Raw genomic sequence first — 15,523 nt, 5'->3', positions numbered from 1 at the left:
CTGCAGGGGGGACCCTGTGGGAGAGTAGGACGCCGCCGAACAATTTTTCCGGGAAAGCCCCGCACCTTATGGTGCGGGGCTTTTCTGCGTTCCGGGTCCGGAGGGCCGGGTTGTTCTCCTGTAGGGTCAGGAGGCATCGTTCGTACGTTTCAAAGTGGAGGCCCTCGGGTGGAGGTCCAGGAGACTCGGGTTCAGACGGACCGAATCCTCACCATCCCGAACATTCTGAGCATGGCTCGCCTCGTCGGCGTCCCCGTGTTCCTCTGGCTCATCCTGATGCCGGTGTTCGGCGGCCCGAAGGCCGACGGTTGGGCGCTGCTGGTGCTCATGTTCAGCGGGGTCAGCGACTATCTGGACGGGAAGCTCGCCCGGCGCTGGAACCAGATCAGCAGCCTCGGCCGGCTGCTGGATCCGGCCGCTGACCGGCTGTACATCCTGTCCACGCTCGTCGGGCTCACCTGGCGCGAGATCCTGCCGCTGTGGCTCACCGGCGCCCTCCTGGCCCGTGAGCTGATGCTGCTGGTCATGGTGTGGATCCTGCGCCGCCACGGCTATCCGCCGCCGCAGGTGAACTTCCTGGGCAAGGCCGCCACCTTCAACCTGATGTACGCCTTCCCCTTGCTGCTGCTCAGCGACGGGACGGGCTGGCTCGCCTGGTTGGGTTCAGTTTTCGGATGGGCGTTCGCAGTTTGGGGTACAACCCTCTATTGGTGGGCAGGAGTCCTGTACGTGGTGCAGGTCCGTCGTCTGGTGAAGGCGGACGCCACGGCCGACTGAGTTCGGCTCGCCGGAGTAGTCACGCGGAAGAGTTGCGTAGCCACCACCGTCCGAGACGGGTGAGGTCGGCGCGAAACGCCGTCTCTCAAGGAGGACTCTTCCGACATGAAGGCCGTCGTGATGGCCGGTGGCGAGGGCACGCGCCTTCGCCCCATGACCTCGAGCATGCCCAAGCCGCTCCTGCCGGTGGCCAACCGGCCGATCATGGAGCACGTGCTGAGGCTGCTCAAGCGGCATGGTCTCAGCGAGACCGTGGTCACCGTGCAGTTCCTGGCGTCACTCGTCAAGAACTATTTCGGTGACGGCGAGGAACTGGGCATGGAGCTGACCTATGCCAACGAGGAGAAGCCCCTAGGGACCGCCGGCAGCGTGAAGAACGCCGAGGAGGCCCTCAAGGACGATGCCTTCGTCGTGATCTCCGGCGACGCGCTCACCGACTTCAACCTCACCGACCTCATCAACTTCCACAAGGAGAAGGGCGCACTCGTCACGGTGTGCCTCACCCGGGTGCCGAACCCGCTGGAATTCGGCATCACGATCGTGGACGAGGAGGGGAAGGTCGAGCGCTTCCTGGAGAAGCCGACGTGGGGGCAGGTCTTCTCGGACACCGTCAACACCGGCATCTACGTGATGGAGCCGGAGGTCTTCAACTACGTGGACCCGGATGTCCCGGTCGACTGGTCCGGTGACGTCTTCCCCCAGCTGATGAAGGAAGGCCGGCCGATCTACGGCTACGTCGCCGAGGGCTACTGGGAGGACGTCGGCACCCACGAGAGCTACGTCAAGGCCCAGGCCGACGTGCTCGAAGGCAAGGTCCAGGTCGACATGGACGGCTTCGAGATCTCCCCCGGGGTGTGGATCGCCGAAGGCGCCGAGGTACACCCCGACGCGGTGCTGCGCGGGCCGCTCTACATCGGGGACTACGCCAAGGTCGAGGCCGGGGTCGAGATCCGCGAGCACACGGTCATCGGCTCGAACGTGGTCGTCAAGACCGGCGCCTTCCTGCACAAGGCCGTGATCCACGACAACGTGTACATCGGTCCGCACAGCAACCTCCGCGGCTGCGTCATCGGCAAGAACACCGACATCATGCGGGCCTCCCGGATCGAGGACGGGGCGGTCATCGGTGACGAGTGCCTGATCGGTGAGGAATCGATCGTCCAGGGCAACGTGCGGGTCTACCCCTTCAAGACGATCGAGGCGGGCGCCTTCGTCAACACCTCGGTCATCTGGGAGTCGCGGGGCCAGGCGCACCTCTTCGGTGCGCGCGGGGTCTCCGGCATCCTGAACGTGGAGATCACCCCCGAGCTGTGCGTCCGGCTCGCCGGTGCCTACGCGACCACGCTGAAGAAGGGGGCGATGGTCACCACCGCCCGTGACCACTCGCGCGGCGCGCGTGCGCTGAAGCGCGCGATGATCTCCGCGCTCCAGGCCAGCGCCATCGACGTACGGGACCTGGAGAACGTTCCGCTGCCGGTCGCGCGGCAGCAGACCGCGCGCGGCAGTGCGGGCGGGATCATGCTGCGGACCTCGCCCGGCGTGCCGGACTCGGTCGACATCATCTTCCTCGACGAGCGCGGCGCGGACCTCTCGCAGGGGCAGCAGCGCAAGCTCGACCGCGTGTACGCGCGCCAGGAGTACCGGCGCGCGTTCCCCGGTGAGATCGGTGACCTGCAGTTCCCGTCGAGCGTCTTCGACTCCTACACCGGTTCGCTGCTGCGGCACGTGGACACCTCCGGCGTCGCGGACTCCGGGCTCAAGGTGGTCGTGGACGCGGCGAACGGCAGCGCCGGGCTCGTGCTGCCCAGCCTGCTGGGCCGGCTCGGGGTGGACGCCCTCACGGTCAATCCCGGGCTCGACGAGTCCAGGCCGACCGAGACCCCCGAGTCCCGGCGGGCCGCCCTGGTACGCCTCGGGGAGATCGTCGCCTCCTCGCGCGCGGCCTTCGGCGTGCGCTTCGACCCGGTCGGCGAGCGGATCTCGCTCGTGGACGAGCGGGGTCGGATCATCGAGGACGACCGGGCGCTGCTGGTGCTGCTGGACCTGGTCGCGGCGGAGCGTCGCAGCGGTCGGGTGGCGCTGCCGGTGACCACGACCCGGATCGCGGAGCAGGTGGCGGCGTACCACGGCACGCAGGTGGAGTGGACGACGACCTCGCCCGACGACCTGACCCGGGTGGGCCGGGCGGAGACCACGATCTTCGGCGGGGACGGCCGGGGCGGGTACATCGTCCCGGAGTTCAGCAGCGTCTTCGACGGGTCGGCCGCCTTCGTCCAGCTGATCGGGCTGGTGGCGCGCACGCAGCTCACGCTGAGCCAGATCGACGCCCGGATCCCGCGGGCGCACGTCCTCAAGCGGGACGTGCCGACCCCGTGGGCGGTCAAGGGCCTGGTCATGCGGCGCGTGGTGGAGGCTGCGGGGGACCGGCAGGTGGACACGACCGACGGGGTGCGCGTGGTCGAGGCCGACGGGCGGTGGGCGCTCGTCCTGCCGGACCCGGCGGAGGCCGTGACGCACCTGTGGGCCGAAGGTCCCGACGACGCGTCCGCGCAGGCCCTGCTGGAGGAGTGGGCGGGCGTCCTGGACGGTGCCGGGGACTGACCCGGGTCCGCGGGCCGGGGCCACGCAGCGTGGTTCCCGGCCCGGCGGACGGCAGCATTCGGTGTCGGCCGGTGCGACATGCGACGATGTGCGGCATGTCGCAGCCGCCCAACAACCGGAGTTCGGCCAAACCGCCGGTGCGCCCGGACGCGTCCATGTCGCTGCTGACGCACGTGATGGACCACAGTCTCGACGAGGGCTATGCGGAAGCCGCGGCCCGGCGCGAGGCGGAGGGCACGTCGGGTCTGCCGCGCAACCTCAAGGCCAAACTGGCGCTGGCGGCCGGGCTCGTGCTCGCCGCCATGGTCGTGACGCTGGGTGCCGCGCAGGCACGGATAGCCGCTCCGGTGCTGGCCAAGGAGCGGGAGGAGTTGATCTCCCGCGTCGAGCGGGCCGACGATCACGCGGACGGCGTGGAGAAGGACATCGAGCGGCTGCGCGACGACGTCGCGGGCCGCCAGCGTGCGGCCCTCAAGCAGCACGGTGGGGACCAGGGCGAGCTGTTGGCGCTGCTCTCCGGAGCGACCGAGGTCCGCGGACCCGGCATCAAGCTGACGGTGGACGACGCGAAGGGCGCCTCCACGGGCAACGGCAACGGTCCGCGGGAGAGCGCCGGCTTCTCGGACACCGGACGCTTGCGGGACCGGGACATGCAGCGGATCGTCAACGGCCTCTGGCAGGCCGGGGCGGAGGCCGTGGCGATCAACGGGCAGCGGCTGACGGCGCTGTCGGCGATCCGGGCCGCCGGTGACGCGATACTGGTCGACAACAAGCCGCTGGTGCCGCCGTACGAGATCCTCGCGGTCGGCGACAAGAAGCGGCTGAACACGGAGTTCCAGGACAGCGTGGACGGGCAGTACCTGCACGTGCTCCAGGAGAGCTACGGGATCCGGTACACCCTGTCCGCGGAGAACGAGGTACGGCTGCCGGCCGCGTCGAGCCTGACCGTACGCACAGCCACAGCCACAGCTACAGCAGAAGATCCGAAGAAGGGTGCATCGTGATCGCGGTACTGGGCCTGGTGGCCGGAGTGGTGGCCGGACTTCTGGTCCGGCCCGAGGTGCCGGCCGTCGTCGAGCCATATCTGCCGATCGCCGTCGTGGCCGCGCTCGACGCGGTGTTCGGTGGGCTGCGCGCGATGTTGGACGGCATCTTCGTGGACAAGGTCTTCGTGGTGTCGTTCCTGTCCAACGTGGTGGTCGCGGCGCTCATCGTCTTCCTCGGCGACAAGCTCGGCGTCGGCGCGCAGCTGTCCACCGGCGTCGTCGTGGTCCTCGGCATCCGGATCTTCTCCAACGCCGCGGCCATCCGTCGGCACGTCTTCCGGGCGTGAGGCCATGAGTACGGACGAGAACACTCCGCCCGAGCCCACCCGGCCCGCAGCTCCCACGGGGCCCGTGGAACCGCCAGGGGCCCCATCCACGTCTACCGAACAGACGGGGCGCCAGCGGCTGGCCGCGGGGCTCTGGCCGCCGCGGGTGAGCCGGGCCCAACTGATCGTCGCCCTGTTGCTGTTCGTCCTCGGACTGGGGCTCGCCATCCAGGTGCGCCACAACAGCGACTCCAGTGCCCTGCGCGGGGCGCGCCAGGAGGACCTGGTGCGCATCCTCGACGAGCTGGACGGGCGCACCAAGCGGCTGGAAGACGAGAAGCAGAAGTTGGTGGACCAGCGCAAGGAGCTGGAGTCGAGCTCCAACCAGGCCGACGAGGCGCGCAAGCAGACGGTCGAGAAGGAACGCCAACTGGGGATCCTGGCGGGTACCGTGGCGGCGCAGGGGCCGGGCATCACGCTCAAGGTCACCGACACCAAGGGCCAGGTGCAGTCGGACAAGCTGCTGGACACCATCCAGGAGCTGCGGGCGGCGGGAGCAGAGGCCATCCAGATCAACGGTGTGCGCGTCGTCGCGAGCACGTACTTCTCGGACGAGGGCGGCGGGGTCGCGATCGACGGCAGGAAGATCACACAACCCTATGAATTCAGGGTGATCGGAAAGCCGCAGGACCTGGAGCCGGCCCTCAACATTCCCGGCGGCGTCATCCAGACGCTGGAGAAGGAACAGGCCAACGCCACCGTCGTACGATCGGCGAAGATCGTTGTGGACGCCTTGCGGGCTGCGAAGCAGCCTGACTACGCTCGGTCGTCATCGTCATGAGACCGGGCGGGATGTGGAGCGGCTCACGTGGGCGGATGCCTGCGGGGGGTCGACGCACCGAAGAAGCGGTGCGTGGTGGAAACTGTCTGGTGGTGACGGACGTTGTGAGAATGTCCGGGTCGGCAGGTGTGAGTATTCGGAGTTCGTCCTGCCCCACGGGCGGGTCTGTTTCGGTCAAGGGGAATCGCCCGTGAAGTTGTTTGAGAAGTTGTTCGGCAAGAAGAACCGCGAGGAGAGCGGTGCGCCCAAGCACCGCGCGGGACACGGTGATGTGGAGGGGCAGGGCGACCGGCCGCTCTTCCGCGACGAGGTCGCCGGGGCGGGTGACAATTCGGGCGCGTACGGCGCGTCGGCTGTTGACCCTGCCGGTTCCGGACGCATAGGTTTCGGTGAACCATCAACCTCAAGTACGGGTGGAGGGTTTGACCCCGACCCGTATGCCACCAATGCCTCCGCGGGGCACCCGCGGCGCGAGGAGCCGTCCATGTCGGCCGAGCAGGTTTGCAGCAGGTGTGGCCACCGCAGCGATGCGGCCAGCCGGTTCTGCTCCAACTGCGGGGCGCCGCTGCGGCCGGGCCTGACGCCGGAGCGTGCTTCGGAGACCACGTCCACCATCTCGATCTCGGGCCTGGAGGCCTACGAGGCCGAGGTGTCCGGACAGCACGTGTCGTCCTCGCTGTCCCCCGAGGCCCAGGCCGCGGTGGAAGCACTGCCTCCGGGCTCCGCGCTGCTCATCGTGCGGCGCGGCCCGAACTCCGGCAGCCGCTTCCTGCTGGACGGCGAACTGACCACGGCGGGGCGCCACCCGCAGAGCGACATCTTCCTGGACGACGTCACCGTCTCCCGGCGGCACGTCGACTTCCGCAGGGGCCAGGACGGTGGCTTCACCGTCTCCGACGTGGGCAGCCTCAACGGCACGTACGTGAACCGTGAGCCGATCGAATCGGTCGTCCTGCACAACGGCGACGAGGTCCAGATCGGCAAGTACCGGCTGGTCTTCTACGCGAGCCAGCGGGGCATCTGACCGTCTCCCCGGGCCCGCCCGGGGAGACCACAGGGAAGGTCCATGCTGCGTACCTCGACGGGCGGTGCCGGACACGGCACCGCCGGCTCGGGCGGGCGGCTGGTGAGCATCGGCACGGTGCTCACCACGCTGCGCGACGAGTTTCCCGAAGTCACGATTTCCAAGATCCGGTTCCTCGAAGCGGAGGGGCTGGTCGAGCCCCGGCGCACACCTTCCGGATATCGCAAGTTCAGCCCCGACGACGTCGAGCGGCTGGCCAGGATCCTGCGGTTGCAGCGCGACCACTACCTGCCGCTGAAGGTCATCAAGGACCAGCTCGACGCGCTCGAACGGGGCGAGCAGATCCGTATCCCCGCCCCCGCCGCACCCGCTGACGGCGACGCCGCCGGGGCGGCGGTGGTGGCCGCCGTGCTGGGCGAGATCAGCCGGAACCGGCCCACCGTGGCCCGCATCGGCCGGGCCGAGCTGCTGGCCGCCGCCGAGGTGGACGAGGTGCAGCTGGTCGAGTGGGAGTCGTACGGGCTCCTCACGGAGGCACCGGAGGGCGGATTCGATGCCGAGGCCGTCACCGTGGCCCGGCTGGTGGCGGAACTGGGCCGCTTCGGTCTGGAGCCGCGCCATCTGCGCGCCATGAAGGCGGCGGCGGACCGGGAGGCCGGGCTCGTGGAACAGGTGGTCGCACCGCTGCGGCGGCACCGCAATCCCCAGACCAGGGCCCACGCCGAGGCCACCCTGAAAGAGCTCGCGGGCATCTCCGTACGGCTCCACGAGGCGCTCGTACAGACCGCTCTCGGGGTCCGACTGCACTGACTCGCGGGGCCCCGACTACCCAAACCGGCCGGGCAGGTCCTAGGGTTGCTGTGTGAACGAGCTCGACGTTGTGGGTGTCCGGGTTGAAATGCCCTCCAACCAACCGATCGTGCTCCTGCGTGAAGTGGGAGGCGATCGGTACCTCCCCATCTGGATCGGTCCTGGGGAGGCTACTGCCATTGCCTTCGCCCAGCAGGGGATGGCCCCTGCCCGGCCGCTGACGCACGACCTGTTCAAGGACGTGCTGGAGGCGATCGGCGAGGAACTCACCGAGGTCCGGATCACGGATCTGCGGGAGGGCGTCTTCTACGCGGAGCTCGTCTTCGCCAGCGGGGTCGAGGTGAGCGCGAGGCCGTCCGACGCCATAGCGCTGGCCCTGCGCACCGGGACGCCGATCTACGGGAGCGACGGGGTGCTGGACGATGCCGGAATTGCGATTCCGGACGAGCAGGAGGACGAGGTGGAGAAGTTCCGCGAGTTCCTCGACCAGATCTCGCCGGAGGACTTCGGTAGCAGCAATCAGTGAGGTGTCGACCGAGTCGTCCTCAAGGGAAAGTCAGCCCATTCGAGTAGCCTTTCCCCGCTAAGGGATACGGGAAACCACTCTCAGGGTGATTATCACTCGGCGTGCCGAGTGTGGCGATCGTTGACGCACCCCGGGTGACTGCCTACCTTCAAGGTGGCAGGTCAAGGACGGAGGGTCGGCGTGAGGATCACGGGCGACGGTACGACCGGGGGCATCCCCGCACGGAGTGAGGGCGGACCGTACGCGCTGCACGGCGGGGCGGTGGGTGCCGCGCGCCGTCAGCCGGAATCCGTGCCACACGGCCCGGAGGACGGCGAGCAGGCCACCGGGGAGATCGGCTATCGCGGGCCCACGGCCTGCGCCGCCGCGGGCATCACCTACCGGCAGCTCGACTACTGGGCGCGGACCGGGCTCGTCGAGCCCAGCGTGCGCGCGGCCGGCGGATCCGGTACCCAGCGGCTCTACAGCTTCCGGGACGTGGTCGTCCTCAAGATCGTCAAACGCTTCCTGGACACCGGGGTGGCGCTGCAGAACATCCGCACCACCGTCCAGCACCTGCGCGACCGGGGCTTTCGCGACCTGGAGCGGATGACGCTCATGAGCGACGGCGCGACCGTCTACGAGTGCACCTCACCGGACGAGGTCGTGGGCCTGCTCCAGGGCGGGCAGGGGATCTTCGGGATCGCCGTCGGAGTGGTGTGGCGGGACGTCGAGAAGGCGCTGTCGCAGCTGCACGGGGAGCGCGTGGAGACGGGCGAGACGCTGGTCGGGCACAACCCGGCCGACGAGCTGGCCGCGCGCCGCAACCGGGCGGGCTGAGGCCCCCGGGTCGGACGGGCCGCGGCCGGTCCGTCCGGACCCCTCCCAGACCGCCCCCGGGGCGCGCCGGAGGCTCCTCGCGGGGCGCGCCGGACGTGCGTCGGGGGCGTTGTCAGTGGCGTAGGGCAGCATCGGTGGCGTGAGAGCCGCGCCGACCATCCTGCATCTGGACATGGACGCCTTCTACGCCTCCGTGGAGCAGGCGGCGAAGCCGAGCCTGCGCGGGAAGGCCGTGATCGTCGGTGGGCTCGGCCCGCGCGGGGTGGTCGCGACGGCCTCGTACGAGGCGCGGCGCTTCGGGGTCCATTCGGCGATGCCCACCGCCCAGGCCCGGCGGCTCTGCCCGAACGGGGCCTACCTGATCCCGCGCTTCACCCTGTACCGAGCGGTCAGCGACCTCGTGATGGCGCGGCTGCGCGCACTGTCGCCGCTGGTGGAGCCGCTCAGCCTGGACGAGGCCTTCGTGGACCTGGAGGCGGGCGGCGCGGCCTTCGACGCGGCCGGGGCCCGGGTCACGGCCGAGCGGCTGCGGGCGGACATCCGGGCGGCGACGGGGCTCAGCGCCTCGGTGGGGCTGGCCGGGTCCAAGATGCTGGCCAAGGTGGCCTCGGAGGGCGCCAAGCCGGACGGGTTGTTGCTGATCGAGCCGGGGACCGAGCGGGACCTGCTGGCGCCCATGTCGGTGCGGACCCTGCCCGGGGTGGGGCCGGCCACCGGGGAGCACCTGCGGCGGGCCGGGATCACCACGGTGGGGGAGCTGGCCGACGCCGGCGAGGACGAGCTGGTCCGGATGACCGGGCGGGCGCACGGCGTGGCGCTGTACCGGATGGCGCTGGGGCTGGACGACCGGCCCGTGGTCGCCGAACGGGACGCGAAGTCCGTCTCGGTCGAGGACACCTTCGACGTGGACCTGCACGACCGGGTCCGGATCCGGGGCGAGGTGCAGCGGCTCGCGGAGCGGTGCGTGGGGCGGCTGCGCGCGTCGGGGCACTCGGGTCGGACGATCGTGCTCAAGGTGCGCCGCTACGACTTCTCCACGCTGACCCGGTCGGAGACCCTGCGGGGGCCGACGGACGATCCGGCGGTGGTCCGGGAGGCGGCGGCGCGGCTGCTGGAGGGGATCGACACCACGGGCGGGGTGCGGCTGCTGGGCGTGGGGGTGTCGGGGTTGGCCGACTACACGCAGGAGGACCTGTTCGCCCAGGCGGAGGCCGAGGCGGCGGCCCGGGCAGCGGCCCGGGCGGAAGCGGAGGCGGCGGCCGGGGGGCGGGATTCCGGTGTGCCGGACTCCGCCGCGGGGGCGGGCGCGGGGGCGCGGGGGGAGGACGGGGGTGACGGGGCCGACGGGGGCGCGGGGGCGCCCGTAGGCGCGCAGGCGGCGGCCGGGGCCGGGGTCGCGGACGCGCCCGTGGGGGATCCCCCGCAGGAACGGAGGTGGCCGGCGGGGACCGATGTGCGCCACGAGGAGTACGGGCCCGGCTGGGTGCAGGGCAGCGGGGTGGGGAGGGTGACCGTCCGCTTCGAGCAGCCGGGATCGCCGCCGGGCCGGGTGCGCACCTTCCGGATGGACGACCCCGACCTGGAACCGTCCGTTCCGCTGCCCCTGGTCGGGGAGCGGGACGGCGAACATGCCGAACGTGACGGGGAACATGCCAAAGAAGGAACGGCCGGATGACGGACCTGCGGGCGGGTGGCCCGGCTTAGGCCTCGCCGCCGGCCCGGCCTAGGCCTCGCCGCCCGCGAGGCGGCCGAAGTCGCGGTCGCCGTGGTGGAAGTCACTCGGCAGGGTCACGTCCAGGCCGTAGTGGTGGTAGAGCTGGAGCTCCTGTTCGGGGGAGAGGTGGCGACCCACCCCGAAATCGGGGGCGTCCTTGATCAGGGCGCGTTCGAAGGGAACCCGCAGGGTGTCGCCCACCACCTCGCTCGGTTCCAGCGGGACGAAGGCGTCCCGGCTGAAGAGTCCGGTCCGTACGGCGGCCCATTCCGGGACGCCCGTGGCATCGTCGAGGTAGACCTCGTCGACGGTGCCGATCTTGGTTCCATTGCGGTCGAACGCCTTGCGGCCGATCAGGCTGCGCGGATCGATGTCGGTCTGCACGGTCGCCTCCATTTGGTCGCAACTCCTCCGTAATGACTACAAAAGTGCATTTCCGGGGAGGGGGCCACTCGAGGGAGTGCCCAGATCCTCGCTGGTAGGCTGGGGAACGGCTGCTGACCCTGTGCGGGAGAGTCCTCCGATCGAGTTCGTCGGAGGCGCCGAAGGAGCAACTCCTCCCCGGAATCTCTCAGGCAGACGTACCGCACGGACGAGGCCACTCTGGAAAGCAGGACGGGCGACGGATCGCAGTTCCGGTGCCCTTCCTCACCGACGGTGAAAGCCGGACCTCCACGGGCGATCCCCAGGAGGCCCGGTGAAGCTCTCAGGTTGAGATGACAGAGGGGGAGGCCGTCCGGGTGCCCGCGCCGTGGTACCCCTCGCAGGTCGTACGACCAGGAGGCCTCCGTACATGACCGCCAACCGCATTCCGCTCTCCCAGCTGGAGCGAGGCATCCCCTTCGAGCAGCGCCACATCGGCCCGGATGCCGAGGCGCAGGCGAAGATGCTCGCCCAGGTGGGCTACGGCTCCCTGGACGACCTGACCGCCGCCGCGGTGCCGGACGTCATCAAGAGCGCCGAGGCGCTGAACCTGCCGGGTGCCCGCACCGAGGCCGAGGTGCTCGCCGAGCTGCGTTCGCTGGCCGACCGCAACCAGGTCCTGACCCCGATGATCGGCCTCGGTTACTACGGCACCTTCACGCCGCCGGTGATCCTGCGCAACGTCATGGAGAACCCGGCCTGGTACACGGCGTACACGCCGTACCAGCCCGAGATCTCGCAGGGGCGCCTCGAAGCGCTGCTGAACTTCCAGACGGTCGTCGCCGACCTGACCGGGCTGCCGACCTCCGGCGCCTCCCTGCTCGACGAGGGCACCGCTGCAGCCGAGGCCATGCAGCTCGCCCGCCGCGTGGGCAAGGTCAAGGGCGGGGTCTTCCTCATCGACGCGGACACGCTGCCGCAGACCATCGCGGTCATCCAGACGCGCGCCGAGCCCACCGGGGTCGAGGTCGTGGTCGCGGACCTGTCCGAGGGCATCCCGGCCGAGATCGCCGAGCGCGGCGTCTTCGGCGTGCTCCTCCAGTACCCGGGTGCCTCCGGTGCGGTCCGCGAGATCAAGCCGGTCATCGACCAGGCGCACGACCTCGGCGCGATCGTCTCCGTCGCGGCCGACCTGCTCGCCCTGACCCTGCTCACCTCCCCGGGTGCGCTCGGCGCGGACATCGCCATCGGCACCACCCAGCGCTTCGGCGTCCCGATGGGCTTCGGCGGTCCGCACGCCGGTTACATGGCCGTCCAGGAGAAGCACGCCCGCTCGCTGCCCGGCCGCCTGGTGGGCGTCTCCGTCGACGCCGACGGCAACAAGGCCTACCGCCTGGCCCTGCAGACCCGCGAGCAGCACATCCGCCGCGAGAAGGCCACCAGCAACATCTGTACCGCGCAGGTGCTGCTCGCCGTCATGGCCGCCATGTACGCCGTCTACCACGGCCCCGACGGCCTGCGGACGATCGCCCGCCGCACCCACCGCTACGCCACCCTGCTCGCCGCGGGTCTGACGGCCGGCGGCGTGGAGCTGGTGCACGGCTCGTACTTCGACACGGTCACCGCGCGGGTGCCCGGCAAGGCCGACGGGGTCGTGGCCGCCGCCCGCGAGGCCGGGGTCAACCTCTACCGGGTCGACGCCGACCACGTCTCCGTCTCCTGTGACGAGACCACCCTGCGCGCCGACATCGACGCCGTGTGGGCCGCCTTCGGCGTCACCGCGGACATCGAGGCGCTGGACGAGGTCACCGCCGACACGCTGCCCGAGGGGCTGCTGCGCTCGGACGCCTACCTGAGCCACCCGGTCTTCCACCAGCACCGCTCCGAGACCGCGATGCTGCGCTACCTGCGCAAGCTGTCGGACAAGGACTACGCGCTGGACCGCGGCATGATCCCGCTGGGCTCCTGCACGATGAAGCTCAACGCGACCACCGAGATGGAGTCGGTGACCTGGCCCGAATTCGGCCAGCTGCACCCCTTCGCCCCGGTCGAGCAGGCCGCGGGTTACCTCACGCTCATCACCGAGCTGGAGGAACGACTCTGCGAGGTCACCGGTTACGACAAGGTGTCCATCCAGCCCAACGCCGGATCCCAGGGCGAGCTGGCCGGTCTGCTCGCGGTACGGGCGTACCACCGGGCGAACGGCGACGAGCAGCGCACCATCTGCCTGATCCCGTCCTCCGCGCACGGCACCAACGCCGCCAGCGCCGTGATGGCCGGCATGAAGGTCGTCGTCGTCAAGACGGCGGACGACGGCGAGGTCGACGCCGCCGACCTGCGCGCCAAGATCGAGCAGTACCGCGACGAGCTCGCCGTGCTGATGATCACCTACCCGTCCACGCACGGCGTGTTCGAGGAGCACGTCGCCGACATCTGCGCGCAGGTGCACGACGCGGGCGGCCAGGTCTACGTGGACGGCGCCAACCTCAACGCCCTGGTGGGCCTCGCCAAGCCGGGTCACTTCGGCGGCGACGTCTCGCACCTGAACCTGCACAAGACCTTCTGCATCCCGCACGGCGGCGGCGGCCCGGGCGTCGGCCCGGTCGGTGTCCGGGCGCACCTGGCCCCGTACCTGCCCAACCACCCGCTGCAGCCGACCGCCGGTCCCGCGACGGGCGTCGGTCCGATCTCGGCCGCGCCGTGGGGTTCGGCGGGCATCCTGCCGATCTCGTGGTCGTACGTGCGCCTGATGGGCGGCGAGGGCCTCAAGCGCGCCACCCAGGTGGCGGTGCTCGGTGCCAACTACATCGCCAAGCGCCTGGAGCCGCACTTCCCGGTGCTCTACACCGGTCCGGGCAACCTGGTCGCGCACGAGTGCATCATCGACATGCGCCCGCTGTCCAAGGCCACGGGCGTCAGCATCGACGACATCGCCAAGCGCCTGATCGACTACGGGTTCCACGCGCCGACGATGTCCTTCCCGGTGGCCGGCACCCTGATGATCGAGCCGACGGAGTCCGAGGACCTCGCCGAGATCGACCGCTTCTGCGACGCGATGATCGCCATTCGCGCGGAGATCGAGAAGGTCGCGGCGGGCGAGTGGCCGCTGGAGGACAACCCGCTGGCCAACGCCCCGCACACCGCGGCGGCGCTGGGCGGCGAGTGGAACCACCCGTACACCCGTGACGAGGCCGTCTTCCCGGGCGGGCTGACCGCCGCCGAGAAGTACTGGCCGCCGGTCCGCCGGATCGACGGCGCGTTCGGCGACCGGAACCTGGTCTGCTCCTGCCCGCCGCTGGACGAGTACGACAACTGATGGTCGCGCGTGCCCATCGCTGAGAAGTGAAAGGGGCCGGTCCGGGAGCATTCCTCCCGGGCCGGCCCCTTTCGCGCTCTCGGTGCGCGGTTCCTGGTGCGCGTTCTTCGTACGTGGTCCTCGTGCGCGTTCCTCGGGCGGTTCGCTACGCCGCCTTCATCACCTGCGCCGCCGCGAGCGGGCGGTGCGGAGCGATGATCCGGCCGTCCGGCAGCAGCTCACCGGTGTCCTCGAAGAGCAGGACGCCGTTGCACAGCAGGCTCCAGCCCTGTTCCGGGTGGTTGGCCACGGGATGTGCGGCCTCCCGGTCGGCGGAGTCGGCGCTAGGGCAGGCAGGCTGGTGCTGGCACATGGATACGTTCTTTCGCTGCGGTGTGGTCTGTGTGCTGCGGCTCGATGCGTCGTTCATGGCCGCCCCCCGTATCAATCTAGGTGTGGTCAGGGTCCAGTGTTGCCCTACGGACTGGCGTCCGCAGGGATTTCCGGTAGCTGTCCTCATAGATTGATGACGCATCACCCGTGCGGGCGGTTCATCTCAACTCCCCTGTCATTTCGGATGGTTCGACACTGGCCCGAGCGGGCTAGGCCGAATGGGCACAGTGGGCCAGGGGGCCGCCGGAGTCGGGTCGGATCGGGCCGCGGCGGCCCGGATCAGGCGGCCGGAGCCGCCAGCGAGGGCGGCACCGGCGGGCCCTGGGGACTCGGCGGGCTCTGGGGGGTGAGGCGGTGGGTCAGCACCGGCAGCAACTCCGACACGGGGTGCGGGCGGTAGGCGGCGATGCCCGGCGGGGCGGGCGCCAACGGCACCAGCAGGTCGGCGGCGGCGGGCAGGCCGGCCGAAGCGGCGGCGCCGACCCCCTCGTGCAGCCACAGGGTGAGCATGTACAGCTCCGGTACGGACAGCAGCCGGGGCTGGTAGTTCTTGCCGAGGGATTCCGCCTGGCGCAGGGCGCGTTCGGTGGCGGCGACGTAGGGCCCCTCGAAGAAGTGGGAGAAGGCCCAGCCGTCAGCCGTCAGCCGGGTGTCCGCCGCGGCCACGAACCGGTCGCCGCCGCGGATCAGGAACCTCCAGCCGGTGAGCCGGGTGCGGGGCGGCCGGCCCGCCGTCGAGGGCAGGAACTGGAGCCGGTCCAGTACGTGGACGGGCAGGGGCAGTTCGGCGGTCAGCGGTCCCTGGAGGGAGCGCAGCGCCGGCGTGAGCGCCTCGTGGACCGCGGTGGGGGAACCGAGTGCCGCGAGGACGCTGCGCAGGGCGGGCGCGGGGGCCGGAGGGACATGCAGCGGCATGGTGGGTCGCCTCTCACTTGGGAGACCTGGGAGAACGGGGGCAGGTGCGGACGGCGCTGTCGCATTCTGGGGCCAGAGGGGGGCTGAGGGGCAATGGCCGCGCGCCAACTCTCTGCCTCGTTTGCGGAGTTTA

14 protein-coding genes and 1 riboswitch are annotated in these 15,523 nt (G+C 70.5%); of the genes, 11 read left to right on the top strand and 3 right to left on the bottom strand.

Annotated elements, in window-relative coordinates:
- Positions 1-168: 168 nt before the first annotated feature.
- The 10 genes from ACIQWR_RS36150 (at position 169) to ACIQWR_RS36105 (ending at position 10,385) form a co-directional block, all read left to right on the top strand.
- A complete protein-coding gene (locus ACIQWR_RS36150) occupies positions 169-777 on the top strand; it encodes a CDP-alcohol phosphatidyltransferase family protein (RefSeq protein WP_404018666.1) in 609 nt (202 codons plus the stop codon).
- Positions 778-882: 105 nt separating this feature from the next.
- The gene (locus ACIQWR_RS36145) at positions 883-3,378 is read left to right on the top strand and encodes a sugar phosphate nucleotidyltransferase (protein WP_404018663.1); all 2,496 of its coding nucleotides are present in this window, start codon (positions 883-885) and stop codon (positions 3,376-3,378) included.
- A gap of 86 nt (positions 3,379-3,464) precedes the next feature.
- On the top strand, positions 3,465-4,382 hold the full coding sequence (locus tag ACIQWR_RS36140) for a DUF881 domain-containing protein (protein WP_404018692.1): 918 nt from the start codon (positions 3,465-3,467) through the stop codon (positions 4,380-4,382).
- The gene (locus ACIQWR_RS36135) at positions 4,379-4,711 is read left to right on the top strand and encodes a small basic family protein (protein WP_125651314.1); all 333 of its coding nucleotides are present in this window, start codon (positions 4,379-4,381) and stop codon (positions 4,709-4,711) included. The genes ACIQWR_RS36140 and ACIQWR_RS36135 overlap by 4 nt, the downstream gene beginning before the upstream one ends.
- A gap of 4 nt (positions 4,712-4,715) precedes the next feature.
- On the top strand, positions 4,716-5,531 hold the full coding sequence (locus ACIQWR_RS36130) for a DUF881 domain-containing protein (RefSeq protein ID WP_404018660.1): 816 nt from the start codon (positions 4,716-4,718) through the stop codon (positions 5,529-5,531).
- An 82-nt stretch (positions 5,532-5,613) separates the two neighbouring features.
- Positions 5,614-6,555 (top strand): FHA domain-containing protein, encoded by a 942-nt coding sequence (locus ACIQWR_RS36125; RefSeq protein WP_404018689.1) that lies wholly within the window; start codon positions 5,614-5,616, stop codon positions 6,553-6,555.
- Between the two features lie 42 nt (positions 6,556-6,597).
- Positions 6,598-7,365, top strand: a complete 768-nt coding sequence (locus ACIQWR_RS36120; RefSeq protein ID WP_404018657.1) for a MerR family transcriptional regulator — start codon at positions 6,598-6,600, stop codon at positions 7,363-7,365.
- A gap of 52 nt (positions 7,366-7,417) precedes the next feature.
- Complete coding sequence (locus tag ACIQWR_RS36115; protein ID WP_283461037.1) at positions 7,418-7,891, top strand: bifunctional nuclease family protein; 474 nt, start codon at positions 7,418-7,420, stop codon at positions 7,889-7,891.
- A gap of 180 nt (positions 7,892-8,071) precedes the next feature.
- Entirely contained in the window at positions 8,072-8,710 is a 639-nt protein-coding gene (locus ACIQWR_RS36110; protein WP_404018654.1) for a MerR family transcriptional regulator, read from the top strand.
- 139 nt (positions 8,711-8,849) lie between these two features.
- Positions 8,850-10,385 (top strand): DNA polymerase IV, encoded by a 1,536-nt coding sequence (locus ACIQWR_RS36105; protein WP_404018651.1) that lies wholly within the window; start codon positions 8,850-8,852, stop codon positions 10,383-10,385.
- 48 nt (positions 10,386-10,433) lie between these two features.
- On the opposite strand, the gene ACIQWR_RS36100 is transcribed toward ACIQWR_RS36105, so the two are convergent.
- Complete coding sequence (locus ACIQWR_RS36100; RefSeq protein ID WP_385778459.1) at positions 10,434-10,820, bottom strand: PRC-barrel domain-containing protein; 387 nt, start codon at positions 10,818-10,820, stop codon at positions 10,434-10,436.
- A 102-nt stretch (positions 10,821-10,922) separates the two neighbouring features.
- Positions 10,923-11,021: riboswitch (glycine riboswitch) on the top strand.
- Positions 11,022-11,217: 196 nt separating this feature from the next.
- On the opposite strand from ACIQWR_RS36100, the gene gcvP reads away from it, so the two are divergent.
- On the top strand, positions 11,218-14,103 hold the full coding sequence (gcvP, locus tag ACIQWR_RS36095) for an aminomethyl-transferring glycine dehydrogenase (protein WP_404018648.1): 2,886 nt from the start codon (positions 11,218-11,220) through the stop codon (positions 14,101-14,103).
- Positions 14,104-14,248: 145 nt separating this feature from the next.
- On the opposite strand, the gene ACIQWR_RS36090 is transcribed toward gcvP, so the two are convergent.
- Positions 14,249-14,455, bottom strand: coding sequence for a DUF5999 family protein (locus ACIQWR_RS36090; RefSeq protein ID WP_385778455.1), 207 nt, complete (start codon positions 14,453-14,455; stop codon positions 14,249-14,251).
- Positions 14,456-14,754: 299 nt separating this feature from the next.
- Entirely contained in the window at positions 14,755-15,390 is a 636-nt protein-coding gene (locus ACIQWR_RS36085; RefSeq protein WP_404018645.1) for a hypothetical protein, read from the bottom strand.
- Between the last annotated feature and the right edge of the window lie 133 nt (positions 15,391-15,523).

Source organism: Streptomyces sp. NPDC098789 (assembly GCF_044759975.1).
GTDB lineage: Bacteria > Actinomycetota > Actinomycetes > Streptomycetales > Streptomycetaceae > Streptomyces.
This window is presented reverse-complemented; position numbering and strand designations above follow the sequence as displayed.

Bases quoted from the DNA above. Each gene is read 5' to 3' on its own strand.
- ACIQWR_RS36130 (WP_404018660.1), top strand. From the start codon at position 4,716: ATGAGTACGGACGAGAACACTCCGCCCGAGCCCACCCGGCCCGCAGCT.
- gcvP (WP_404018648.1), top strand. From the start codon at position 11,218: ATGACCGCCAACCGCATTCCGCTCTCCCAGCTGGAGCGAGGCATCCCC.
- ACIQWR_RS36090 (WP_385778455.1), bottom strand. From the start codon at position 14,455: ATGTGCCAGCACCAGCCTGCCTGCCCTAGCGCCGACTCCGCCGACCGG.
- ACIQWR_RS36100 (WP_385778459.1), bottom strand. From the start codon at position 10,820: ATGGAGGCGACCGTGCAGACCGACATCGATCCGCGCAGCCTGATCGGC.
- ACIQWR_RS36145 (WP_404018663.1), top strand. From the start codon at position 883: ATGAAGGCCGTCGTGATGGCCGGTGGCGAGGGCACGCGCCTTCGCCCC.
- ACIQWR_RS36140 (WP_404018692.1), top strand. From the start codon at position 3,465: ATGTGCGGCATGTCGCAGCCGCCCAACAACCGGAGTTCGGCCAAACCG.
- ACIQWR_RS36120 (WP_404018657.1), top strand. From the start codon at position 6,598: ATGCTGCGTACCTCGACGGGCGGTGCCGGACACGGCACCGCCGGCTCG.
- ACIQWR_RS36085 (WP_404018645.1), bottom strand. From the start codon at position 15,390: ATGCCGCTGCATGTCCCTCCGGCCCCCGCGCCCGCCCTGCGCAGCGTC.